Below are 23,433 nucleotides of genomic sequence, written 5' to 3'. Positions count from 1 at the left end.
CCAGCGCCCCAGAAACGCGATGGATCAAGGCCTGCACTGTATCCGTAGGAGCGGGCTTGCCCGCGACCAGCCGCACTGCTTATCCCGGCTGGGTATAGGCCGTATGAGCGGTAACCCGCCTATTGGCAGCTTTTGATCGGCAAGATTCCGCTCATTCGCGCTCGATAAAATCCTCGCGCATCAGGCCATGGCGCTGCATCTTCTCGTTCAGCGTCCGCCGCGGCAGTTGCAGCGTCTCCATGACCCCTTTGATCTCGCCCTTGTGCTGACGCAGCGCCGCGCGCAGGCACTGCAGCTCGAACGCCTCCATCTGTTCGCTCAGCGACTGACCTCCTGGCGCCACCTCGATGCTCGATGAACCCAGCCCCAGCGCATGGCGCTCGGCGGCATTGGCCAGCTCGCGCACATTGCCCGGCCAGTCATGGGCCAGCAGTTGCGCCAGCTGCGCGCCTGAAAGCGGCGGTGTGCTGCTGCGCCCCAGGCGCTCGGCGGCGGTACGGACGAAATGCTCGAACAGCACCGGGATGTCCTCGCGCCGCTCGCGCAGCGGCGCCAGACGCAGTTCGGCAACGTTCAGGCGGTACGCCAGGTCTTCGCGAAATCGCCCGGCGCGAGCCTCGTCGAGCAGATCGGGTTTGGTCGCGGCGATGATGCGCAAGTCGACGCTGATGCTCTGGTTGGCACCCAGGCGTTCGAGTTTCTGCTCCTGAATCACCCGCAGCAACTTGGCCTGCTGGGCCAGCGGCATGCTCTCGATCTCGTCGAGAAATACCGTGCCGCCATTGGCATATTCCAGCTTGCCGATGCGTTTGCCCTGGGCGCCGGTGAAGGCACCGCTCTCATGGCCGAACAGCTCGGCCTCGAACAGGGTTTCGGGGATTGCCGCGCAATTGAGGGCGACGAAGGGTTTGTCGGCGCGTGGGCCGAAGTCGTGCAGGCATCGCGCCACGCGCTCCTTGCCGCTGCCGGTTTCGCCGCGGATCAGCACATTGACTGGCAACCCCGCCAGTTCCAGTACCTGCCGACGCAACTGTTGCAGGCCCTGGGACATCCCCAGCAGGGTCGCTTGCAGCCGTTCCTTGAGGTCGGCCTGCTGGTGCAGCGCGCGGTTTTCCAGCACCAGTTGGCGCTTGTCCAGGGCGCGGCGCAGGCTGCCCAGCAAGTGCTGCGGGGTGAAGGGTTTTTCCAGGAAGTCGTAGGCACCGTTGCGCATGGCGTCCACTGCCATCGGCACATCGCCGTGACCGGTGAGCAGGATCACCGGCAGGTCAGGGTCTTGCGCCTGCAGGTGCTCGAGCAGTTGCAGGCCATCCATGCCCGGCATGCGCACATCGCTGATAACCACGCCAGGGAAGTGCTGTGGCAGTTGCGCGAGACATTCCTCTGCGCGGGCGAACAACTGCACGCTGAAGCCGGACAGGCTCAGCCATTGCTCCACCGCGGTGCGGATGCTGGCTTCGTCGTCGACGACGATCACTGAATTCAACATGCAGGCTCCAGGTCGCGGGGCAGGGTAAGGCTGAAGCGGGCACCGCCAGGCAGGTTTTCGACCTGCAACTGGCCGCCGGCTTCATGAACGATGCCATAGGAAATCGCCAGGCCCAGGCCCAGCCCTTCGCCCACCGGCTTGGTGGTGAAGAAGGGGTCGAAGACGCGGGCCAGGTCGGCATCCTTGATGCCGCCACCGGAGTCGAGCACGCTCAGGTGCCAGCGTTCGTCCTCGGCTTCGATGCGGATCTCCAGACGTTTGTAGCGCTTGTCGGCCATGGCGTCGAGGGCGTTGTGCAGCAGGTTGATCAGCACCTGTTCGAGGCGGATCGCGTCGCCGCGCACCCACGCAGGACGCGCCAGGTACAGCGCCACCTCGACCTGCTCGCCGCGAATGCGGGTGTCGAGCAGGTGCAGGGCCTGGTCGACCACGGTGGCCAGGTCAAGACGCTCGCGCAGCCCGCCTGGGCTATTGCGTGCGAAGGTCTTGAGGTGGCCGGTGAGGGCGGCCATGCGCGTGAGCATCTGCTCCAACGGCTCCAGCGCCTGACGCGCCTCTTCATGACGGCCATGGTCGAGCAGCAGGCGTAGGGTTTCCAGTTGCATGCGCTGGGTGGTCAACGGCTGGTTGATCTCATGGGCCAGCGCCGCCGACATCTGCCCCAGCGCCGCCAACTTGGCCGACTGCACCAGGCCTTCCTGGGCAGTGCGCAACTCGCGTGTGCGCTCCTCGACCAGGCGCGTCAGCTCTTCGCGGCTGCGTTGGCGCAGGCGGGCGATGCGCAGGCGCTGGCTGACGAACAGCACAGCGAACACCAGGCTCAACCACACTGCGGCGCCAGACAACGCCGCGTTGCGGGCATCCTCGCTGACCTGCGGCTTGCGCAGCAGATGCAGGGTCCAGCCTTCGGTGGTCAGCGGCAAGCTCTCCCACAGATAGTCGGCGCTACCGTCCGGCCCCTGCACGCGGCTGAACGTGCTGCGTTCGTCGAAACGGGTCAGCAACTGGTGCTGCAGAGGGACCAGGGGCTGTTTGTCGTACTGGCGGGTTTCGGCCAGCTCAGCGCGGTCTGCGGCAGTCAAGGGCTGCAGCTCGCGATAGCGCCAGCCGTTCTGGTTGGCGATGAAGATGATCCCGCGCGCATCGCTGACCAGCAGGATGTCGCTGCCCTGGCGCCATTCGCGTTCAAGCTCGGGGAACTCCAGCTTGACCACCATGGCACCAAGGAAGCGTCCGTGCTCGTCGTTCACTGCGCTGGACAGGAAATAGCCCGGCACGCCGCTGGTCACGCCGACGGCATAGAAGCTGCCGGTGCCCTGGCTGCGGGTCTGCTTGAAATAGGGGCGAAAGCCATAGTTGGAGCCGACGTACGTGGTCGGCAAGCGCCAGTTGCTGGCCGCCACGGCGAGGCCGGTGCGGTCGAGCAGTTCGAGGGTGGAGGAGTTGGCGGCGCCGTTGATGCGTTCGAGCTTGCGGTTCAGCGCATCCTGCAGCGGTTCGCCGACCGGGCCGCGCAGGGCGTCGATCAGCTCCGGGTCCAGCGCCAGGACGGCGGGCAGGGCGCGGTAGCGTTCGATAAGCGTATGCAGGCCGTTGGCGTAGAGGGTCAATTGCTCGCTGGCCCGGCGTGCGTCGGTCTGCATCGCCTGGCGCTTGGCGTGGTGCATCGCCCAACTGGCGCTGAGGGCAGTGCCGACCAGGATCAGCAGAATGATCAGGGCCAGGCGCAGTGCGCGGAAGGGTGAGGGCATGGTGCGGGTCCGGGCGTTCTGTTTAAAGTGCCGGCCCCTTCGCGGGTAAACCCGCTCCCACAAGAGCACATCCGACCCTGTGGGAGCGGGCGTGCCCGCGCAGTGGCCGCAGCGGTCTACAGCAACTCGAAGCTCTGCTGCTGCACGGCCTGCGAGTCCAGTCCGATCTGGACGTTGAACTGCCCAGGCTCGGCCACATGCTGCAACTGGCCATTGTAGAACTTCAGGTCATCCTCGCTGATGCGGAAGGTCAAGGTTCGGGACTCACCCGCCTTGAGCAGCACCTTCTGGAAGTTCTTCAGCTCTTTCACCGGACGGCTCATCGAAGCGCTGACATCCTGGATGTACAGCTGCACCACGGTTTCGCCATCGACCTTGCCGGTGTTCTTCACCGTCACTTCGGCCTGCAGGTTGTCACCGCGCTTGAGCGCGGTCTTCGACAGCGCAAGGTCCGAGAGCTCGAAGGTGCTGTAGCTCAGGCCGTAACCGAACGGATACAGCGGGCCATTGGGCTCCTCGAAGTACTGCGAGGTGTAGTTGCCCGGCTTGCCCGGGGTGAACGGGCGGCCGATGCTCAGGTGGTTGTAGTACATCGGGATCTGCCCGACCGACCGCGGGAAGGTGATGGCCAGCTTGCCGGACGGGTTGTAGTCGCCGAACAGCACATCGGCGATGGCGTTGCCGCCTTCGGTGCCGCTGAACCAGGTTTCGAGGATGGCATCGGCCTGCTCGCGCTCCCAGGCGATCGACAGCGGACGGCCGTTCATCAGCACCAGCACCAGGGGTTTGCCGGTGGCTTTGAGCGCCTTGATCAGCTCGCGCTGTACCGCCGGAATCTCCAGGGTGGTGCGGCTGGACGACTCGTGGGACATGCCGCGCGACTCACCCACCACCGCCACTACCACGTCCGATTGCTTGGCGGCCTTGACCGCTTCATCGATCAGCACGGCGGCCGGGCGCGGATCGTCGATGATTTCTGGCGCCGCGAAGTTGAGGAAGTTCAGGTAGTCGAAGATCGCCTTGTCGCCGGTGATGTTCGAACCCTTGGCATAGATGACCTTGGCCTTGCCTTCGGTGGCGCGACGCAGGCCTTCGCGAACCGTCACCGAATGTTCGGGGCGGCCGTCGGCAGCCCAACTGCCCATCATGTCGATCGGGGCATCGGCCAGTGGGCCGACCAGGGCGATGGTGCCGGCCTTCTTCAGCGGCAGGGCCTGCTTCTTGTTCTCCAGCAGCACCAGGCTGCGCCGTGCCACGTCGCGGGCGGCCTCACGGTGCAGGCGGTCGTCGCCGTAGTAGTCCTTGAGATCGGTCTCGGGCTTGCCGATGCGCACGTAGGGGTTCTTGAACAGGCCCATCTCGTACTTGGCGCCCAGCACTTCGCGTACCGCCTGGTCGAGCTCGGCCTGGGTCACCTCACCGGACTTGAGCAGGCCCGGTAGTTCCTGGCCGTAGAGGGTGTCGTTCATGCTCATGTCGATGCCGGCCTTGATCGCCAGCTTCGCCGCCTCGCGGCCGTCGCGGGCGACGCCGTGGCGGATCAGCTCCTGGATGGCGCCGTGGTCGCTGATGGTCACGCCCTTGAAGCCCCACTCCTTGCGCAGCAGATCGTTCATCAGCCAGGTATTGGAGGTGGCCGGTACGCCGTTGATCGAGTTCAGCGCCACCATCACCCCGCCTGCACCGGCGTCGAGGCTGGCGCGGTAGGGTGGCAGGTAGTCGTTGTACATTTTCGGCAGGCTCATATCGACCGTGTTGTAGTCGCGCCCGCCTTCCACTGCGCCATACAGGGCGAAGTGCTTGACGATGGCCATGATGCTGTCGGGCTCGGCCGGGCTCTTGCCCTGGAACGAGCGGACCATCACCTGGCCGATCTTCGAGGTGAGGTAGGTGTCTTCGCCGAAGCCCTCGCTGGTGCGACCCCAGCGTGGGTCGCGGGCGATGTCGACCATCGGCGCGAAGGTCATGTCCAGGGCATCGGCCGAAGCTTCGATGGCCGAGGTGCGGCCGACCTTGGCGATGGCGTCCATGTCCCAGGTCGCTGCCAGGCCCAGGCTTATCGGGAAGATCGTACGCTCACCATGGATGGTGTCGTACGCAAAGAACATCGGAATCTTCAGGCGGCTGCGCATGGCGGCGTCCTGCATCGGCCGGTTCTCGGGCGCTGTGCGCGAGTTGAAGGTACCGCCGATGCGACCGGCGGCGATCTCCTCGCGGATCTTTTCGCGCGGCATTTCCGGGCTGATACTGATCAGGCGCAACTGACCGATCTTCTCGTCGACGGTCATCTGGCTGATCAGATGGTCGATGAAGGCCCGCTTGTCTTCCAGGGGCGGGGCAGAGGTGGCGGCCACGGCCGCCTGACTGGCAAGGCCCATGGCCAGGCCCAGCAAGGACAGTTTCATCATCAATTCCGTTGTCGAGTGGTTCGCTCGCGGCCGATTTTTCGGACGGCTGTTGTTGTCTGGCCCGCTGGCGGTGTAACAGGTCGCTCCCCCATCCTCCCGCGGTCGCCGCGGATTATGCCTTATAAGTGGGGCTCGATGAGATACACTCTCGCGACCGCGTGCCGGGCTAACAACTATAAGAACGATCGAGAGACCGAAGGCATGACCCTTCTCAATGAATACGAACAACGCCAGGTTGCCGAAGCCATCGCTCGTGCCGAACAGCGCACCGACGCGGAGCTGGTGACGGTGCTGGCGCGCCACGCCGATGACTATGCCTACCTGCCGTTGCTGTGGGCTGTGCTGCTGGCGCTGGCGCTCCCCGGGCTGGTGCAGGTGCTGCTGGGGTGGCCAGGGCTGCGTGGGCTGCTGGTGGCCCAGGTACTGACCTTCATCGTCTTCAGCCTGTTGCTGCGTAACCCGCGCCTGGCCGGCTGGCTGGTCCCACGGGTGCTGCGCCACCGCCGTGCCGCCGATCTTGCGCGGCGGCAATTTCGTGAGCAAAACCTGCAGCGCACCGAGGGGGCTACCGGGGTGTTGATCTTCGTCAGCGAGGCGGAGCGCTATGTGACCATCCTGGCGGACGAGGGCATCGCCCAGCACCTGGACGAACGAGCACGTGCCGAACTGGTGGCACGTTTTACCGCGCAGGTCTGCGCGGGGCGCACCTTGCAGGGGTTCGTCGAATGCATCGATGCCTGCGGCGAGTTGCTCAGCCAGCACCTGCCGCCGACGCGGCGGCGCAACCAGTTGCCCAACCAGCTGGTGATCCTGGATTGAACAGTGTGTGGCGGTGCGGGCCGACGATGGGGCCTGCACAGCCACTCAAGCCTGCAAACCTGTAGAATGCCGGCCATTGCGCATCTTGAGGCACCCCCTTCCCATGTCTTCCTCCACCCCCGCTGCGGACGCCCGCGCCCAGTTCCTGACCTTGCTGGGCGATGCCCTGCACAGCGAAACCCTGACCAAGCTGGTGCTGGCGCGTCATGTCGGCGCCGACCAGAGCCTGCAGCGGATCATCGCCAAGCCAGTGCAGATCAAGGGTCAGCCCTGCCTGTCGCTGGTCTACCGTCACCAGACCCGCGACATCACCCGCAACCTGCCGCTGGATCAGGCCCAGGCCCTGGTCGCCGAGTTGTTGCCGGAGAGCTTTCGCAATGCCCATCTGTTCACCGCCGACGGCGAGGTGCAACTGGGGTTCAGCAAGAAGGGCAAGCCGCTGTTGCAACGCCACGGCACCCAGGTGCCGCGCGAGGCTGCGGCGGGGGGGCACGATCGTGAGAAGAAACGCTATCTGGAACTGTCGCGGCCATTTCTGCGCGATCTGGGCGTGACCGACACTCAAGGTGCGCTGATTCCGTCGATGTCGCGCAAGTGGAAGCAGATCAACAAGTTCATCGAGGTCTTCGAGCATGCCCTGGGCAGTGCGCCGCTGACTGCCAACCAGGTGCTGCGAGTCGCCGACTTCGGTTCGGGCAAGGGCTACCTGACCTTCGCCATGCATGACTACCTGCGCAACACCCTGGCTCGCGAAGCGCAAGTGACCGGCGTCGAGTTGCGCCCCGACATGGTCGAACTGTGCAACGCTGCCGCGGCGCGGCTGGAGAACCCTGGCCTGGAGTTCCAGTGCGGCGATGTGCGTAGCGTGGTGCCCGATGCCATCGAGGTGATGATCGCGCTGCACGCCTGCGATATCGCCACCGACTACGCCATCCATACCGGGATCCGCTGCGGCGCGTCGATCATCATGTGCTCACCGTGCTGCCACAAGCAGATCCGTCCGCAACTGCACAGCCCAGGGCTGTTGCAGCCCATGCTGCAGTACGGGCTGCACCTGGGCCAGCAGGCCGAGATGCTCACCGACAGCCTGCGCGCGTTGTACCTGGAAGCTTGTGGCTACGAGACCAAGGTGTTCGAGTTCATTTCGTTGGAGCACACCAACAAGAACAAGATGATCCTGGCGGTCAAGCGCAGACAGGCTGGGGATAACAGCGCACTGCTGGAGAAGATCGCCCAGCTCAAGGCGTTCTATGGGGTACAGGAGCATTGCCTGGAGAGCCTGTTGCGGGCCGATGGGCTCATTGCCGGCTGAGTACTGCCAGGCCCTGTGGGAGCGGGTTTACCCGCGAAAAGCTCAGCGCGGCTGTTCGCGGTGGTTCGGCGCCCCGACAAGCTCGCCCCCACCGCGACTGGCGACAATCAGAAGAACCGCGTCACGCTGATCTTGGCATTGCGCCCTTGCATCAGCGCATTCTCCCCCGACAGCTCCGGTCGGGCCGACTCGTTGAACAGGTTGTCCACCGTCAGGTTGACCTCGGTACCTTTCAGGTAGGCCTGCTGCGGCTTCCAGTTGGCGAACAGGCCGTGGATCTGGTAGCTGCTGTTGGCGAACTGATCGTAGTAACGGTCACCCAGTACGCTGGCCGGCCCCTCGTAGTATTTGTCGCTTGGCAGGCGGTCGGTCTTGCGCACGAACTGCGCGGTCCAGCCGATCCGCGCATCCCAGGCCGGAATCTTCACCCCCAGCGTGGTGATCCATTTCGGCGCGGGAATATCCTTGGCCCACACATCCGGGCCCCAGGGGTTGGTGTAGGCGCCCTGGTGACGGCCGGTGATCCAGGAGAACGACGCCGAGCCGAACAGGTAGGTCGAATCGTAGAAGCTCTCGACCTCGAAGCCCTTGATCACCACATCGCCAATGTTGCGGTAGTTGGACATCAGTCCGCCGCCACAGGTGTTGGCGATGCTGCCACCGGTGACCAGTTGTTGTGGGCAGCCGATGCCGGTGGCCTTGAAGATCTCGTCCTCGATGTGGTTGCGAAACAGCGTGGTGCGCACCTGGGCGCTGTCGTTGGCCAGCACCAGGTTGTCGAAGTCGAACACGCTGCCCACGCGCAGGGCGGTGATGCGCTCCGGGTCCAGGTTGCGGCTGGTGGCGGTGCGGCTGCCGCTGCCCTGGACTTCGTACTGCTCGTCCAGCACCGGCGCCCGCCAGGTCTTGCTGTAGTCGGCGAACAGGGCGGTGTTGGGCGTGACCTTCCAGAACACCGACAGACGTGGCGACCAGCCGCTGTAGGTCTTGTCGCTGTAGTCGTGGCCGGCGGCCGGGTTGTTGTACAGCGGGGCATCGTTGGGCTTGCCCTCGTTGGTCACCTGGTCGTAGCGCAGCGACGGGGTGATGGTCACATCACCCAGGGTGACGGCGTCCTGCAGGTAGTAGCCCTGGCTCCGCACCTTGCCGCTGGGCATGAAGTACGGCTGGTAGTGGCCGTAGTTGTAGCGCGGCGTGTCGTAGATGCCGCCCGGCATCCACATCTGCGTGTCGCGGTCGTGGCGGCGCACTTGCACGCCCGCCGTCAGTGCGTGCTCCAGCACGCCGGTCTCGAACAGGCTGGTGTTGGTCACGGCGAGCATACGGTCGCGGTACTCGGTGTCCATCTTGCGCCCGCCGGTGGCAGGCTGGAAGAACGCCGTGGCCAGGCGCTCGTCGGTCTGCTTGGTGTCGGAGTCGGAGTACTTCACTTCCAGGTCGACCCAGCGGTTGTCGATCGGCTGGTAGGTGTAGGTGGTCGACCAGGTGGTGTCGGTGGTGGTGCGGTTGGCCAGGAAGCGTTTGAGCGCCGCTTCGTAGCCGTACTTCTTGATGTCGGCGGCGGTGGGCGGCGTGGGGTAGGCGGTGGACGAGAACGGCGCCCAGCGTTCGCTCTGTGACTGCGACCAGGAGAAGCCCAGGCTGTGCTCTTCGTTGAAATGCACGTTGCCCTTGAACAGTGCGCCGTCCAGGTCGAGGGCGCTGTTGGGCAGGCGCGTGGGGTTGATCGGGTAGCGGCCTTGGGGATCGGGGATGTTACTGGCCAGCTTCATGTCGCCGCCGTCGCGCTTGGTCAGGTACGCCAGGCCGTCGAAGCGGCCATCCTCGGTGCGACCGAACAGCGCCGAGCTGTACACCTGCTGGTGGTCGTTGCTGGCGTAGCCGTACTTGACCATCGCGCCGCTGTTGCGCCCTTCCTGGAGCAGGTCGCCGGCGTCCTTGGTGGTCATGTTGACGCTGCCGCCGAAACCGCCATTGCCGGTCTTGACCGAGTGCGGGCCTTTTTCCACCTCGATGTGCTTGATCAGCTCCGGCTCGATGAACACCGTGCCTTGCTGGTAGCGTTCGAAGCCGCTCTTGGTGGCGCCGTCGACGGTCATCGGCACGTCTTCGGCGTCGCCCAGGCCCCAGATGTTGATGGTCTGCCCGCCCGGCTTGGCCGAGCCGCCCATGTTCACGCCTGGCAGAGTGGCGAGCACGCTGGGGATATTGCTGGGCTGGTAGCGGTCGATCTGTTCCTGGTTGAGGGTCGAGCGTCCGACGTTCTGCGGTCCGATCTGTTGGCCGTCGCCGACGATGCTCATGGCGCCGAGCTGGATGCTGTTGTCGGCCTGCGGTTGCTCTTCGTTGAGCCGCACCACGTACGTGTTGCCCATGCGCACCATGCTGAAGCGGCTGCCGGCAAGCAGGCGGGCGATCGCCTCCTGCGCCTCGAAGGCACCTTGCAGGGCCGGGGCCTGGGCGTTGTGCAGCAGGGCTTCGTCGAACAGCAGCTGGACTTTGGCCTGCTGCGCCAGTTGGCTCAGCGAGCGCGCCAGCGGTTGGGCGGGCAGGTCGAACTGCTGCGGCGCGGCTTCGGCGGCCAGGCTGATGGCCAGGCACAGGGCGAGCAGGGTGGGACGAGTGGGCAAGGCTTTCAACGGACGCAACGCAGGCAACATGGATTCCCCCAAACGGCAAATGGCCGGAAAAAAGCCCGCCGTTCACGCGGCAGGCGGGGAGGAAGACGCGGTGTTGGGAAAAACCCTCACCTGCGAATGATAAAAATTCTCAAATTTATTTCGAACGGTGCTCGATGCGCAGGCGGCCGTCGCCGAGCAGGGTGGTTTTTACCGGGAGCAACGCGGGCAGGGCGGTGAGCAGTGCATCGGGATCGTGCACATCGAGATTGCCCGACACCTTGTAGCGGCCCAGGCTCGGATCGGCGAGCAGCACCGGTTGCTGGCGGTACAGGCTCAGTTCGTCGATCAGGCTCGCCAGCTCACGGTTGCGAAAGCTCACGTGGCCATCGCGCCAGTCGGCCACCGGCTGCTCTCCGAGCTCCTGGCGCACCAGCGTGCCGCGCGCCGGGTCGTAGGTGACGCGTTGTCCGGCACCGAGCAGCAGCGCAGGCTGATGTTCGCCCGAGGTCTCGAAGACGACCTGGCCGTGGGCCACGCTCAGGGCCAGCTCGCGGTCGCCGCGGCGCAGGTCGAAGCCGGTGCCGACCACGCGCACGCGGGCACTCCCGGCATCGACGAACAGCGGGCGCTCCTTGTCGGGTGCCACCTCGATGTACAGCTGGCCGTGTTCGAGGCTGATCAATCGTTGTTCGGCGGTGAAGTCCAGGCGCAGGCGGGTCTGGGCGTTGACGAACAACTGGCTGCCATCGGGCAGGCGCAGGCTGCGCATGCTGTCGCTGGCCGCCAGGTTCTGATGCATCGGTGCAGCGGTGCTGCCCAGGTTGCCGGCCAGCACCGCGCACAGCAGCGCCGCAGCCATTGCCAGAGCCGGACGCCAGCGCGGCGGCTGGCGTATCGGCAGGGCGACAGGCTGGCTGGCCTGCTTGAGCGCCGCCAGGTCGTCCCACAGCTGTTCGAACTGCCGATAGGCGCGCGCATGCTCCGGGTGCTGGATCCACAGGGCGAAAGCCTTGCGCTCCTCACGCGACGGCGTATTGCGGTTGCGCGTGAACCAACTGGCCGCCTGGGCGTCGATCGGGCGCTGGTCGATGTCGTCGATAAGGCTCATTGCGGCTGCTCCCTGCCATTGTCACTGTCCAGCCGTTGCTTGCATTGCAGCAGGGCGGCGGCGATGTGCTTCTCGACCATGCTTACGGAAATGTCCATGCGTTCAGCGATCTGTGCCTGGGTCAGGCCTTCGAAGCGGTGCAGCATAAGGGCTTCTCGTCGCCGCGGCGAGAGTTCGCCGAGCACTTCACGCAATTGATCCAGGCGTTGCGCGTGCTGGGCGTGGTCGAGCGGGTCGTTGTCGGCCGCTGTTTCGTCCTGGGCCTGGTCGTCGAGCACGGCATGGCGCACCTTCTGCCGACGCCAGTGATCGCTCAGCAAGTTGCGCGCCACCTGGAACAGAAAGGCGCGGGGTTGCTCGACTTTGGCCCGGTCGCGGTAGCCCAGCCATTGGGTGAAGACATCCTGGGTCATGTCGGCGGCGTCACTGGCATTGTCCATGCGCTTGCGCAGGAAATGCAGGATCTCGGCATAGAAGCCGCGGCAGGTGTCCTGGGTGGCTGGGTCGGGCTTGAGGCGCTGCATGCACGCTTTCCGGGCTGGCCTGGGAAGGAAAGGGTGCGGATCTTATCGAGAATTATTTACATTTACCAGATCGCCGCGGATGAATTGTCAGTGACGTCGCGCTTGCGCCAACGGCACCGGCAGTGCCAGTTCCGCGGCGCCGAGCGGGTGGCTGGTGGCGTCGAAGAAGTGCAGGGAAACGCCAGCAAGATCGGCGAAGCGCTTGGAAAAGTGCTGCTTCTGGTTGATGATCGAGGCTTCGTTCAGAGGCCGGATGGCGATGCTCAAGTGCTTGGGGCGGGCTTGGTGAATGGCTTGCAGCAGGTGTTCGTCGCTGCTGTCCAGGTGGTGGCCGAACAGGCATAGACCGTCGTGTTCGGTGGCCAACTGCGCGAGGCTCCAGGCCAGATAGTCCGAGTTGCGGATCGCCCGCAGCTTCTGCTCGCTGCGGTCTTCATTGACGAACAGCGGCACCTCGCCAGGGATGTTCACGGCGAAGCCGTCGAGCAGTTCGCTGCCGACAGCGCTGCGCTGGCGCGTGCTGCCATCGGGCAGCTTGAGCAGGTGCATGCCACCGTGCAGGTGCAGGACCCGGGTGCCGGTGCTGGCGGTGCGGCGTACATCGAAGAAACCTTCGTCATCGAACAGCTGCGCGAAACCTTGTGGCGCATGTTCGATGGCCCAGGGCAGGATCAGGTCGTAGTTGCTGGTGTAGACGCTGCGGTACTGGCGCAGTGCGGCGTTGATCGACGCCAGGGTGGCGCTCGACAACAGCGTGTGCGGCGGATGCACCGTCCGGGTGGCGTGGATCAACGCTTCCTTGATCGAGTAGTAGCGGTTCAGCGGCGCGGTGGAGTTGATCGCCAGGGCCGCGTTGGCCCGTACCGTGGTGTTCAGGGTGCTCAGCACCGGTTCGAACAGCTCGGTGCCCAAGGCCTTGAACAGCGCCTGGTCGCTGATCGCCAGGCCGCTCTTGCGTCCCGCGCGCTGCGCCTGTTCGAACAGCGAGAAGTAGCCGAACGGCTTCCACAGCACCCGACTGGCGCCGTTGCCCACCAGCAGGGCGGTGCAGGAGTGGCGGGCGTTGAGATCGGGCCAGTTGGCCAGCTGGGAATCGAGAGAGGGCATCGCGCATCCGTAGGGCAAGGGTGAACGCGGGGACTTTAGCATGTCATCCAAGCTGTGAGAGGCTTGCGTCTCCAAGGAATCAGCTGCGCAGCTTCCGTTCTGAACGCGCAGCCCAAGAGGATCGATGAATGCGTATACCTGCTCTTCCGGCAATGGGCCTGGCCCTGCTCCTTTGCGCGATGAACGCTGGCGCCAGCGATGGCCCCTCCCTGGCCAAGGCCCAGCATGTTCCCCATCCGGCGGTGATCGCCCACCGCGGCGCCTCCTTCGATGCCCCCGAATCGACGCGAGCGGCCTATCTGCTGGCCCGTGAACTGGGCGCCGACTACCTGGAGCTCGACCTGCAGCGCACCCGCGACAACGTGCTGGTGGTGGTGCATGACGATGTGCTGGCGCGTACCAGCGATGTGGCCGAGCGCTTCCCCGAGCGGGCGAAGAGCCCGGTCAGCGATTTCACCCTCGCCGAGTTGAAGTCGCTCGATGCCGGCAGTTGGTTCAACAAGGCCTACCCGGATCGTGCCCGTGAGTCGTTCGGCAAGCTGCAGATCCTGGCGCTGGACGAAGTGATCGATATCGCCGAAGGCAACCCCGAGCGCCATCCGGGGCTGTACATCGAGACCAAGGTGCCCAAGCAATTTCCAGGCATCGAGAAGCAGCTCAAGGAAAAACTCGAGGCTCGCGGCTGGCTCGACAAGCCGGGCCGGGTGATCCTGCAGACGTTCGATCGCAACAGCCTGGCGCTGCTGCACCAGCAGATGCCACAGGTGCCGAAGATCCTGCTGCTGTGGATCGGCAAGGACAGCATCGAGCCGAAGTCGGGCAAGGATTTTGCCGATTCCGCTGAACAGGACAAGGCCGCGTTCTATGCCCGCCAGGAACCAAAAGACCGTGAGGAATTCCTCCGTTGGCTGGATGCGGCCAAGGCCGGTGGCGCCATCGGTACGGGGCCTTCGGCGGTGCGCAGCAATCTGGGCGAGCAGAGCTATGCCGACCTGATCAAGCCATGGATGAACCAGGCCAGCCATGAGCGCGGCTTGCTGGTGCATGTGTACACCCTCGATGAGCGGGTGGACTTCGACAAGGCGATGAAGGCGGGGGTGGATGGCATCTTCACCAACCGGGCCGGGGAACTGCTGCGTTTTTATGGGCGTGCGCAGGTACCGGCCGAGGCGCAGTTGTTGAAGGCGCTGGGTTACTGATCACAGCAGCATGAAGCCTCTGTGGGCGCAGGCTTGTCGGTGAAAAGAACCGCGATGGAGGACACCGGGTTAGCCGGTGATCGCGAGACAAGCCCGCACTCATACGGCGCGATTTTTTGCTGGCCAAGGTGCATGAGGTGGAACAGGTGAAGTACCCGGCTGCTTGCTGTGCGGATCGATCACTCTGATCGGCAAGGGGATGGCGAGCGCGGCGCAGGCGTAGGGCGGCGCGCCATCGGGTAGTGCTCTTGGAACGTGTATGGGGGTCAGTGAGAAAGCGCCTTCAGTACATGATCAGGATCATTGTAAATCGCACGTAACAGGGCTTTTGCCGGGCCTGTGGGTTCTCTGCGGCCTTGCTCCCAGTTACGCAAAGTGGCGACCTGCACATCGATCATTTCGGCGAACCGGGCCTGTGACAGGCCTGTTGACTCGCGAATGCTCTTCACTTGTACTGCATTCACCTCGAACTGGCGCGAAGCTTGGCGTTTGCCGTGAATGATCTCATCCATCTGTTGGACGCTTTCCATCAATTCGTCGAAGAACCGGTTCATATTGGGCTCCAATGCGTGATCAATTTCATCAGTGCCTTGCGTTGCTCTGCGCAGAGGTCCACTTGCACGTTTTTCGGATAGATGTAGAGCATGGCGATTTGGGATGCGGAGACGAAGTGGTAATAAATGACCCTCGCACCGCTGCGCTTTCCATGCCCTTTAGCTGCCACTCGAATCTTGCGTAAACCTCCGGTGCCCTCGATCAGGTCACCATCAGTAGGGGAGGTGGCAAGAGCGAGTTGCAAAAGTCGATAGCTCTCATCATCGAGCAGTTCTTTGACTCGTTTGGTGAAAAGTGGTGTTTCGATGAAAAGCATAGCATGGAGTACGTCAGTGGCGTAGGCGCTGGGAGGGCAGCGTCATGGAGGACGGGTGTCTCGCACGTTGCGGGTGCGGTGTGCCCACGCTAATGACTGAAAGTAATTTACGCACCGTGCTGAGTTCTGATCCTCATGTAATCCGCTTCTGTCATACCGCTCCCTGCTCACGCCGCTCCCTGTTACGCCACACCCGATAGGCGCGGATACCGGCGCGGACCGAGCCGAACAGCAGCTTGTCTTCCATCTCCCGCGCCATCCCCGAGCGCACCAGCATGCGCAGGAAGGTGCCGCGGGCGCGGGCGATGGCGAAGTGCACGCCTTGCGCTTGCAAGGTGTCGCGCACTTCGCGCAGGGCGGCGATGCCGCTGACGTCGATGCTGGTCACGGCCTCGGCATCGAACAGCACAGCCTTGGGCCCGGGCTCGCGCTGCAGGGCTTCGAGCAGGCGCATCTTGAAGTAGTCGGCGTTGAAGAACAGGATCGCGTCATCGAAGCGGTACACCACCAGGCCAGGTACCGTGCGCGCGTCCTGGTGCTGGCGTACGTCGACCTGGCCTTCGATACCCGGTACCCAGCCGAGCACGGCATCGGTGGGTTGGTAGATGGTGTAGAGCAGACGCAGGATGGCCAGGGTCACGGCGAAGACGATGCCTGGCAGCACGCCCAGGCCAAGCACGCCGATGGTCGTCAGCAGGCACAGCCAGAACTCGAAGCGGCTCAGGCGCCGGATCTTGCCCAGGGACTTCACGTCGATCAGACCCCAACCGGCCATCAACAGCACGGCGCCCAGGGCGGCCTGGGGGATCCAGGCCATGGGAGCGGTGAAGAACAGCAGGATCAGCGCGATCACCAGCGCGGCAATGATGCCCACCAACTGGCTCTTGCCACCGACCATGTCGTTGACCGCGGTGCGCGAGTCCGCGCCGCTGATGGCGAAGCCCTGGGAGATGCCTGCGGCCAGGTTGCTCACACCCAGGGCGACGAACTCGTGGTTGGCATTGATCGCGTAGCCATGCCGCGCGGCGAAACTGCGCGCGGTGAGCATGGCGCTGCAGAAGCTGACCGTGGCGATACCCAGCGCGTCGCGCAGCAGGCTCTTGGTTTCGGCCAGGTTGCTCTGGGGCCAGGCCAGCTCCGGGATGCCCGCAGGCACTGGGCCCAGGATCGCTACGCCGAATCGGTCGAGACCGAACAGGGCTGCGAGCACGGTGAACACTGCCACAGTCACCAGTGCCGCAGGCAACCTCGGATAGCGCCTGGGCAGCCAGATCAGCAGGGCCAGGCCACCGAGGCCGATGACCAGGGTCAGCCAGTGGATCTCACCCAGGCGCTCGAGGAAATTGATCAGACTCAGCACGAAGCCATCGCCCTCGATGCGGAACCCGACCACTTTCGACAGTTGTCCGGCAATCAGGCTCAGGCCGATACCGTTGAGGTAGCCGATCAGGATCGGCCGCGAAAAGAAGCTGGCGATGAACCCGGCGCGGGCCAGGCCCGCCGCGATCAGCATCACCCCGACCAGTACCGTGACGATCACCGACAATTCGGCGATGCGCTGCGGATCGCCCATTGCCAAGGGCGCCACAGCCCCGGCGATCATTGCGCAAGTGGCGGCATCGGGGCCGACCATCAATTGCCGCGAGCTGCCGATCAGGGCGTAGACCATCATCGGCAGTACGCAGGCATACAGGCCGTACTGCGGCGGCAGGCCAACAATTTGCGCGTAGGCGATGGCGATCGGGATCTGGATCGCGGCCACCGACAGGCCCGCCTGCAGGTCGGCGTGGAACCACTCGCGACGGTAGTGCAGGAGGTTGGCCAGGCCGGGCAACCAGCGGGAGAGAAACATGGGCAGTCCCTTGGAAATGTCTCTGGGTAGAGTAGGCGATATGCACCCGAAGCCGTCTCGCTTGCAAGCGAAATCCGGCCGCGCATTCAAGCGGATCGGCAAGGGGGCGGCCATGGGCCAGATCAATGGAAGATGCAGAAACGAAAAAAGAGCCGACGGCTCTTTTTACGGGCGCTGAAACCAGGGGTTTCAGGCGAGGAATCTGGAGCGGGTAGAGGGAATCGAACCCTCAACTAAAGCTTGGGAAGCTTTCGTTTTGCCACTAAACTATACCCGCTTCGCAGCGCGACTTTTTACCAGAACCCAAGCCTCATGAGAAGCCCAGGGTTGTAAAAAAGCCTGTCGACGACCTGAACCGGCGGGTAACGGCCACAGGTCGCCGGGCCGCTCAGATGGCCAACGCATGCTGCCCCTGCACGTAGGTGTAACGTTGGCGCGGCTCGCGTGCTGGCTTGAGGAAACCCAGCATGGCATTGCGGGTATCCTCGCAGGCGGTCTTGTGTTCCATGTCGAGGAAGTGGCCGGCATCGCGAATCACGCTGAACTGGCTCTTGCCCACATGGCGGCTGAACTGCCGGGCATCCTCGACGGTGGTGTACTCGTCACGTTCGCCGTTGATGAACAGCACCGGAATATCGATGTTGCGCGCGCCCTTCAATGCCCGCTCCAGATCATGATCCAGCACCTGGTTGATGTGAAAGTGCATCTGTGCGTACTCGTGGCTGTCCAGGCTGCTTACGTGGCGGTAGTTGAAGCGCTTGAACAGCGATGGCAGGTGCTTGCCGATGGTGTCGTTGACCAGGTTGCCGACCTGATAGCGATCGCAGGCCGACAGGTACTGGCAGCCGCGCTCCAGGTAGTCACGCATCGGATCGTTGATCACCGGCGAGAACGAACTGACGATCGCCTTCTTCACCAGGCGTGGCTGGTGCGCCAGTGCCAGCAGGGTGCACGCGCCGCCCCAGGAGAACGACATCACGTGATCGGCACGGAAGTGCTCGATCAGCTCCAGCAGGATATGCGCCTCGGTCTCTTTCGTGAGCAGACGCTCCTGGCGGTTGTGTGGCTTGGACTTGCCGGCATAGGGCTGGTCGTACAGCACCACGTTGAATTGCGGATACAGATTGCGCACCGTCTGGGCAAAAGATGCCGTGGTGGCCAGCGAGCCGTTGATCAGGACGATCGTCTTCTCTGCCGTTTCCGCGCGATAGAACTCCGTGTAAACCCGGTACTGACCTTGGATATCAAGTACAGCGATTTCTGGCCTCATGTCATCGACTCCTGGCGCAAAAAGGGCACTCGCGTCATCTAGTGGCCTGCTCAGTCGTATCGATCGCTCGACATGGCTGCGCAGAACCCTAGGGTGCACGTTCCATATGACAGGTAGGCATTCGCCTTGAAGTGAAACCGGGGGCCCAGTGCCGATCCCGGTTGTGCGGGTCGACGGGTATTGTTGTAGGCGGGCGATCTGCCGTGCCCCAAGGCATCGAGACCCTGGGTGGCCAGCAAAAGGCGTCTTGGACTCCATGAGTGACCGATGAGTCACATGAAGACTGACGAATTGGATTCAAGCAGCCGTGCGCGGATCGTGCAAGTGCCGCCTGGGGGATCTTTTGCGCAAAACCGCCGGATGGTCGTTCTGGCGGCGCCCATGGGCGTGGGCTGGGGTGGCATCGCGGGCGTTTGCCCGCGATGCACGTTCAGGCAGTGACGTTGGGCGAATCAGAGTGCGCCGAACACTTTCTTGGCCAGGCTCGTCGCGGCCTGTGCCGGGTTCTGGCGGATGCTCTGTTCTTGCTTGGCAATCATTTCGAACAGCCCATCCAGGGCCTTTTCGGTCACATAGTTCTCGATATTGGCGTCGTCCTTGATCAGGCCCAGCCCCTTGGCCTGGCCGGCGAAGCTGTTGTACTGCTGGGCCAGACCGACCTTGTCGGTAGCCTGCTTGACGATCGGCAGGAACTTGGCGCGAATCTGCTCGCGGCTGCTCTTGTTCAGGTACTGGGTGGCCGAATCCTCACCACCGCTGAGGATGCCCTTGGCATCGGTGACGGTCATCTTTTTCACCGCATCCACGAGAATCGCCTGGGCTTGTGGCACGGCAGCCTCAGCAGCCTTGTTCATGCTGTTTTCCAGGGCATCGACCTGATCGCCCTTGCCAAACATCTTCATCGCTTTGGCGGCCTTGCCCAGGTTGCCGGGCAGTTCGATGCGCACGTCAGGGTTGTTGTTGAAGCCCCCTGGGGTGCTCAACTGCTTGACGGCAATCTGCGCGCCCTGAGTCAGGGCGTCCTTGAGGCCGCCGGAGGCGTCGCTCTGGGACAGGTCGCCAAGCGACAGGGCCAGGGCGCTGGCCGACAGCAGCAAGCCGGCGCACAGGGTAGTGAAGCGCAAGGAGGAGCGAATCATGGGGACTTCCTTATGGGCAGAAATGAAGCGGAATCAGCGCACCTGATCGACTTTGATCCGCACAGGTTGCGGGTCGCTGCCGTCGAGTCGGACGCCGTGGTGTTCGGTGTTGATGAACAGCAACTTGCCATCGAGCTCGATACGCGCGCTGACGGCGTAGCGATGACCCGGTTGGACCTTGGCTGGGTCGTAGCTGAGCTGGAACGGCAGTGGCACGTTGCCTTTGACCGGACCTGACTGGCTGGCCAGGGTGACGGCCGGGGCGTCCATCAGCGAGACATCCTGCAGGCTCACGCTGAGCGTGGCGGCAGGCGGCAGGGCAATGCGCTGCAGGTAGAAGACTTCGCCTTCCAGGCTGGCTTGGTTGGACGGGGCGTGACTGGAGCAGGCTGCGAGCAGTGCGAAAGCAGATAACAGCAACAGCTTTTTCATGAGATCTCCAAGATTCTTGAGCCTGCCAGGCAAGCTTGTCGCTGTTCTGGCAGGACTGTGGACCCGTGGGCGAGGCAGGTTCGTCAAATCGGTTTTTTCGGGCGCTTCAACTTGATGTTCGGCTGTACACCCAGGCTCAGCGGGTCGATGTTCCTTTTCCGGTAACCACACAACAGGGTGTTCGAGGCGTCGTACACATCGATGTGAAAGCCTGTCTGCTGTTCGGGATCCAGTACGGCAGGATCGAAGTATAACGAGAACGGTTGCTGCTGCCCGTCAATCTGGTAGGCATTCTCTGCAATCCTGGTGTAGATGTTGTTTTGCCTCTGGTGCAGCGAGACGATGAGGCGCAGGGGGCCTGTTGCATCGAGCGCCGGAATGGCTACTGCGCCGGTGGTCTGAGCAAGCTCGACGGCACTGGTGGTGGCGTTTCCGATCTGCAGGTGGTGTTCCACGCTTGGCGTTTCGTGGTCGAGCGTGATGCTTATTTTGGCGCGGGCCTTTTCCGCGCCTTCGCCATAGCCGACAGAGATGATCGCTTCGAGATCCAGATTTTCACCGGGGCTCAATCGCCGGATATCGACCAGCAGCGTGTAGTGGGTCGATGCGTTGGTGTATGTGTTGATGCAGTAGGCCAGCGTGCCGTCCAGAGTGTGGATGCCGGGCCGGCTGAGGCTGACCAATATCTCCATGTGTTGCGCTGTGAAGATCGGCAGGTCGCCGATACTCACGCACCCGTGTACTTTGACGATGTGTTCGTTGCTCATGAGCACTGATTCTCCTGCAAATACTGGTTTGGTTCGCTGACGGTCAGCGAGCCAAACCAGTATTTGCAGGACGGTGATAACCCGACGAGAGGGAACTCCTGCAGGTTTTATCGTTGTTGCTGCAGCCAGGTTTTAGACGTGAGAGCTCTTCTCGTGTTCGTCCCGATGCAGCGCCACCTGCCGGATCGACAAGCGCAGCTCCGCCGACAGCACCCGCTTGGCGACGCCTTCGGCCAGCTCGGCGAGTTTGTCGTGGTAGCCAAGCTTGCCATTGCCATCGGGCAGCAGCACGCCTTCACGCACCAGGGTCTGGATGAAGTGGCGGAACAGGGTCTTGTCGAAGAACTCCGGGGCATTGAGCCCATGCAGGATCGACAGGCGCTGGGCCATCATCACGCACAGGTCTTCCAGCTCTTCGGCGTTCAGGCTGTGCTGGCCACTGTTGAGCAGCAGCGAAGTGGCCATGTAGAAACGCTGTAGCGTCTGGGTGATGGCGCGGGCCAACAGGGTGAGCAGCACGAACTGGCGCGAGCTGGGCGCCGGACGCAGGTACATGCCGTTCTCGAAGCGCAGCAGGCCTTGCTCGACCAGTGCGCTCAGCCATTGGTCGATGGCCTCGTCGAGTTGCTCCGGCGTCCAGCGCAGGAACAGTTCGGCCTGCAGGTACGGGTACAGCGCCTGGACATATTGCCCCACCAGTTCGCGACTCATCCGCGAGCTGCTGAGGAAGAAACTGGCGAGCAGCGCTGGCAGGGCGAAGATGTGCAGGACGTTGTTGCGGTAATAGGTCATCAGCACCGCATTGGCTTCGTCCAGGTAGAGGATACGCCCCAGGGCGTCCTTCTGTTCGGCCAGCAACTCCATGCCCCTGACATGTTCGATCAGCGCCTTGCCGTCACCTTCGGGCAGGGTCACGTGGCTTGAGTAGGGCACCTGGCGCAGCAGGGCCAGGTAGAGGTCGAGCACACGAATCAGGGCGCGCTCGTCGAGCGCCAGGCGGCTGGTCGAGAGCAGCGCGAGGGCTACCAGGTTGACCGGGTTGATGGCTGCCGCACCGTTCAGGTGTTGGGCAACCGTCTGGCCCAGGCGTGTGGTGGTGTCGTTGAGCCAGGCCGGGCGGAACTGCGGGGCAAGGTCTTGCTCGCGCCAGCCAGGTTGCTGCTGGTCCAGGAACGCGCCCAGGCGGATCGGTTCGCCGAAGTTGACATAGACCTGGCCGAAGCGTTGCTTGAGGGCGCCGATGACCTTGAAGATGTCGAAAATCGACTCTTTCTTCTTGCTCGCACCACGCAGCTCTCCCAGGTAGGTACGGCCTTCGAGTACGCGTTCATAGCCGATATAGACCGGCACGAAGACGATCGGCGTGCGCGAGGAACGCAGGAAGCTGCGCAGGGTGATCGCCAGCATGCCCGGGCGTGGCTGCAGCATGCGCCCGGTCCGCGAGCGTCCGCCCTCGACGAAGTACTCCACCGGGAAACCCTTGGTGAACAAGGTGTGCAGGTACTCGTTGAACACTGCGGTGTACAACGGGTTACCCTTGAACGTCCGGCGCATGAAGAACGCACCACCGCGGCGCAACAGGCCGCCGATCACCGGCATGTTGAGGTTGATGCCGGCGGCGATGTGCGGCGGCGTCAGACCATTGCGGAACAACAGGTACGACAGCAGCAGGTAGTCGATGTGGCTGCGATGGCACGGCACGTAGATCACTTCGTGGCCCGGAGCGATGCCTTGCACCTGTTCGATGTGGTTGACCTTGATGCCGTCGTAGATCTTGTTCCAGAACCAGCTCAGCACCACTTCCAGGAAGCGGATCGCGGTGTAGGTGTAGTCCGAGGCGATCTCGTTGCCGTAGTGCAGCGCCTTGGCCTCGGCCTTGGCGTAAGGGATCTTCTCGCGCTCGGCTTCATCGCTGATCGCTTGGCGTACCAGCGGGTCATGGACCAGGCCCTTGACCAGGTTGCGTCGGTGCGAGATGTCCGGCCCGATCACTGCGGTCTTGAGGTTGCGAAAATGCACGCGCAGCAGGCGCTGGGCCATGCGCACGGTACGCTCCTGGCCCTTGTTGTGCTGCACCAGTTCACGCAGGTGGATCGGCGCGGAGAACTGCACGCGGGTCTTGCGGCCGAGGATCAACACACTGAGCAGCCGGCGCAGACGGCCGGTGACTGCCCAGCTGTCGGCGAACAACAGTTTCCACGGGCTGGATTCGCTGGCCGGGGTCTGCCCCCAGAACACGCTGACCGGAATGATTTGCGCATCCTCTTCGGCATGCTCGCCAATGGCCGCGATCAGGCGCTCCAGGGTGGGGGGCGCGCCGCGTTTGTCCTGGCGGCCTAGCCAGTCCGGGTCTGGGGTGAGGTAGAAGAACGCCGCAGGTTCGTGCAGCGGCCCAACGGCAACGGGCAACACGGGGCGTGGCAGCCCCGCTTTGGTGCATTCGCGGTCGACCACCGCCAGGTCAGTGAGCGACGGCGAGGGCAAGGCATAGAACACCGGGCGGCTGCGGTCGAGCTTGAGCGTCAGCGAAGACTGATTGATGGTTTCGGATCGCACCCACAGATAGAGCACGCGACGCAGGGCGCCGAAGATCAGGCGACGCAGGGGGGAACGGGTCATGGGGTGTCTGCCCTGGAAAATGTATCAGGTGATATACCAGCAAGTTAGGCTGCTGTATCTGCATAAGTTCAGCAAAAATCGGCCATCCACGGGCCAGTCATCAAATTTTTTTGTTGTCTGTCATATACTCGGTCCGCACCTTGCA

Annotated in this window: 18 protein-coding genes and 1 tRNA gene; 3 read left to right on the top strand and 16 right to left on the bottom strand. The window is 63.5% G+C overall.

What is annotated here, in order from left to right; translation table 11 throughout:
- Positions 1-151 precede the first annotated feature (151 nt).
- From VA602_RS06560 to bglX, 3 genes are all read right to left on the bottom strand, one after another.
- A complete protein-coding gene (locus VA602_RS06560; protein WP_323452819.1) occupies positions 152-1,489 on the bottom strand; it encodes a sigma-54-dependent transcriptional regulator in 1,338 nt (445 codons plus the stop codon).
- Complete coding sequence (locus VA602_RS06555; RefSeq protein WP_323452818.1) at positions 1,483-3,240, bottom strand: sensor histidine kinase; 1,758 nt, start codon at positions 3,238-3,240, stop codon at positions 1,483-1,485. The genes VA602_RS06560 and VA602_RS06555 overlap by 7 nt, the downstream gene beginning before the upstream one ends.
- Positions 3,241-3,356: 116 nt before the next feature.
- Complete coding sequence (bglX, locus tag VA602_RS06550) at positions 3,357-5,648, bottom strand: beta-glucosidase BglX (RefSeq protein ID WP_153773143.1); 2,292 nt, start codon at positions 5,646-5,648, stop codon at positions 3,357-3,359.
- A 201-nt stretch (positions 5,649-5,849) separates the two neighbouring features.
- On the opposite strand from bglX, the gene VA602_RS06545 reads away from it, so the two are divergent.
- Complete coding sequence (locus VA602_RS06545) at positions 5,850-6,467, top strand: TPM domain-containing protein (protein WP_323452817.1); 618 nt, start codon at positions 5,850-5,852, stop codon at positions 6,465-6,467.
- Between the two features lie 103 nt (positions 6,468-6,570).
- Positions 6,571-7,779 (top strand): class I SAM-dependent methyltransferase, encoded by a 1,209-nt coding sequence (locus tag VA602_RS06540; RefSeq protein WP_323452816.1) that lies wholly within the window; start codon positions 6,571-6,573, stop codon positions 7,777-7,779.
- A 107-nt stretch (positions 7,780-7,886) separates the two neighbouring features.
- Here VA602_RS06540 and VA602_RS06535 read toward each other — a convergent pair whose 3' ends face one another.
- The 4 genes from VA602_RS06535 to VA602_RS06520 all read right to left on the bottom strand — a co-directional run bounded on the left by VA602_RS06535 (position 7,887) and on the right by VA602_RS06520 (position 13,139).
- A complete protein-coding gene (locus VA602_RS06535) occupies positions 7,887-10,439 on the bottom strand; it encodes a TonB-dependent receptor (RefSeq protein WP_323452815.1) in 2,553 nt (850 codons plus the stop codon).
- A 115-nt stretch (positions 10,440-10,554) separates the two neighbouring features.
- Complete coding sequence (locus VA602_RS06530) at positions 10,555-11,508, bottom strand: FecR family protein (RefSeq protein WP_323452814.1); 954 nt, start codon at positions 11,506-11,508, stop codon at positions 10,555-10,557.
- On the bottom strand, positions 11,505-12,032 hold the full coding sequence (locus VA602_RS06525) for an RNA polymerase sigma factor (protein WP_063545935.1): 528 nt from the start codon (positions 12,030-12,032) through the stop codon (positions 11,505-11,507). The genes VA602_RS06530 and VA602_RS06525 overlap by 4 nt, the downstream gene beginning before the upstream one ends.
- An 87-nt stretch (positions 12,033-12,119) precedes the next feature.
- Positions 12,120-13,139, bottom strand: a complete 1,020-nt coding sequence (locus VA602_RS06520) for a DUF4917 family protein (RefSeq protein ID WP_065862306.1) — start codon at positions 13,137-13,139, stop codon at positions 12,120-12,122.
- 128 nt (positions 13,140-13,267) lie between these two features.
- On the opposite strand from VA602_RS06520, the gene VA602_RS06515 reads away from it, so the two are divergent.
- A complete protein-coding gene (locus VA602_RS06515) occupies positions 13,268-14,338 on the top strand; it encodes a glycerophosphodiester phosphodiesterase family protein (RefSeq protein ID WP_407682496.1) in 1,071 nt (356 codons plus the stop codon).
- Between the two features lie 266 nt (positions 14,339-14,604).
- On the opposite strand, the gene nadS is transcribed toward VA602_RS06515, so the two are convergent.
- From nadS to plsB, 9 genes are all read right to left on the bottom strand, one after another.
- The gene (gene nadS / locus VA602_RS06510; protein ID WP_323452813.1) at positions 14,605-14,892 is read right to left on the bottom strand and encodes a NadS family protein; all 288 of its coding nucleotides are present in this window, start codon (positions 14,890-14,892) and stop codon (positions 14,605-14,607) included.
- Positions 14,889-15,209, bottom strand: a complete 321-nt coding sequence (locus VA602_RS06505; RefSeq protein WP_323452812.1) for a type II toxin-antitoxin system RelE/ParE family toxin — start codon at positions 15,207-15,209, stop codon at positions 14,889-14,891. Before VA602_RS06505 ends, nadS begins: the two co-directional genes overlap by 4 nt.
- Positions 15,210-15,360: 151 nt before the next feature.
- Positions 15,361-17,061 (bottom strand): SulP family inorganic anion transporter, encoded by a 1,701-nt coding sequence (locus VA602_RS06500; protein WP_323452811.1) that lies wholly within the window; start codon positions 17,059-17,061, stop codon positions 15,361-15,363.
- Between the two features lie 203 nt (positions 17,062-17,264).
- Positions 17,265-17,338: transfer RNA gene (locus tag VA602_RS06495), tRNA-Gly, on the bottom strand.
- Between the two features lie 111 nt (positions 17,339-17,449).
- Positions 17,450-18,331 carry an alpha/beta fold hydrolase gene (locus VA602_RS06490; protein WP_054894471.1) on the bottom strand — a complete coding sequence of 294 codons (882 nt, stop codon included), beginning with the start codon at positions 18,329-18,331 and terminating at the stop codon, positions 17,450-17,452.
- Positions 18,332-18,783: 452 nt separating this feature from the next.
- Positions 18,784-19,470: a DUF4197 domain-containing protein gene (locus VA602_RS06485; RefSeq protein WP_054894470.1), complete on the bottom strand. Its 687-nt coding sequence runs from the start codon at positions 19,468-19,470 to the stop codon at positions 18,784-18,786.
- A gap of 33 nt (positions 19,471-19,503) precedes the next feature.
- Positions 19,504-19,902 (bottom strand): YbaY family lipoprotein, encoded by a 399-nt coding sequence (locus VA602_RS06480; RefSeq protein WP_323452810.1) that lies wholly within the window; start codon positions 19,900-19,902, stop codon positions 19,504-19,506.
- Between the two features lie 83 nt (positions 19,903-19,985).
- Complete coding sequence (locus tag VA602_RS06475; protein WP_323452809.1) at positions 19,986-20,669, bottom strand: hypothetical protein; 684 nt, start codon at positions 20,667-20,669, stop codon at positions 19,986-19,988.
- Positions 20,670-20,801: 132 nt separating this feature from the next.
- Positions 20,802-23,288, bottom strand: coding sequence for a glycerol-3-phosphate 1-O-acyltransferase PlsB (gene plsB, locus VA602_RS06470; protein ID WP_323452808.1), 2,487 nt, complete (start codon positions 23,286-23,288; stop codon positions 20,802-20,804).
- Between the last annotated feature and the right edge of the window lie 145 nt (positions 23,289-23,433).

The organism is Pseudomonas machongensis (assembly GCF_034961125.1).
In the GTDB taxonomy this organism is placed as follows: domain Bacteria; phylum Pseudomonadota; class Gammaproteobacteria; order Pseudomonadales; family Pseudomonadaceae; genus Aquipseudomonas; species Aquipseudomonas machongensis.
This window is presented reverse-complemented; position numbering and strand designations above follow the sequence as displayed.

Excerpts from the sequence above, each read along its gene's own strand:
- VA602_RS06560 (WP_323452819.1), bottom strand. The coding sequence starts at position 1,489 with ATGTTGAATTCAGTGATCGTCGTCGACGACGAAGCCAGCATCCGCACC.
- VA602_RS06555 (WP_323452818.1), bottom strand. The coding sequence starts at position 3,240 with ATGCCCTCACCCTTCCGCGCACTGCGCCTGGCCCTGATCATTCTGCTG.
- bglX (WP_153773143.1), bottom strand. The coding sequence starts at position 5,648 with ATGATGAAACTGTCCTTGCTGGGCCTGGCCATGGGCCTTGCCAGTCAG.
- VA602_RS06545 (WP_323452817.1), top strand. The coding sequence starts at position 5,850 with ATGACCCTTCTCAATGAATACGAACAACGCCAGGTTGCCGAAGCCATC.
- VA602_RS06540 (WP_323452816.1), top strand. The coding sequence starts at position 6,571 with ATGTCTTCCTCCACCCCCGCTGCGGACGCCCGCGCCCAGTTCCTGACC.
- VA602_RS06535 (WP_323452815.1), bottom strand. The coding sequence starts at position 10,439 with ATGTTGCCTGCGTTGCGTCCGTTGAAAGCCTTGCCCACTCGTCCCACC.
- VA602_RS06530 (WP_323452814.1), bottom strand. The coding sequence starts at position 11,508 with ATGAGCCTTATCGACGACATCGACCAGCGCCCGATCGACGCCCAGGCG.
- VA602_RS06525 (WP_063545935.1), bottom strand. The coding sequence starts at position 12,032 with ATGCAGCGCCTCAAGCCCGACCCAGCCACCCAGGACACCTGCCGCGGC.
- VA602_RS06520 (WP_065862306.1), bottom strand. The coding sequence starts at position 13,139 with ATGCCCTCTCTCGATTCCCAGCTGGCCAACTGGCCCGATCTCAACGCC.
- VA602_RS06515 (WP_407682496.1), top strand. The coding sequence starts at position 13,268 with ATGCGTATACCTGCTCTTCCGGCAATGGGCCTGGCCCTGCTCCTTTGC.
- nadS (WP_323452813.1), bottom strand. The coding sequence starts at position 14,892 with ATGAACCGGTTCTTCGACGAATTGATGGAAAGCGTCCAACAGATGGAT.
- VA602_RS06505 (WP_323452812.1), bottom strand. The coding sequence starts at position 15,209 with ATGCTTTTCATCGAAACACCACTTTTCACCAAACGAGTCAAAGAACTG.
- VA602_RS06500 (WP_323452811.1), bottom strand. The coding sequence starts at position 17,061 with ATGTTTCTCTCCCGCTGGTTGCCCGGCCTGGCCAACCTCCTGCACTAC.
- VA602_RS06490 (WP_054894471.1), bottom strand. The coding sequence starts at position 18,331 with ATGAGGCCAGAAATCGCTGTACTTGATATCCAAGGTCAGTACCGGGTT.
- VA602_RS06485 (WP_054894470.1), bottom strand. The coding sequence starts at position 19,470 with ATGATTCGCTCCTCCTTGCGCTTCACTACCCTGTGCGCCGGCTTGCTG.
- VA602_RS06480 (WP_323452810.1), bottom strand. The coding sequence starts at position 19,902 with ATGAAAAAGCTGTTGCTGTTATCTGCTTTCGCACTGCTCGCAGCCTGC.
- VA602_RS06475 (WP_323452809.1), bottom strand. The coding sequence starts at position 20,669 with ATGAGCAACGAACACATCGTCAAAGTACACGGGTGCGTGAGTATCGGC.
- plsB (WP_323452808.1), bottom strand. The coding sequence starts at position 23,288 with ATGACCCGTTCCCCCCTGCGTCGCCTGATCTTCGGCGCCCTGCGTCGC.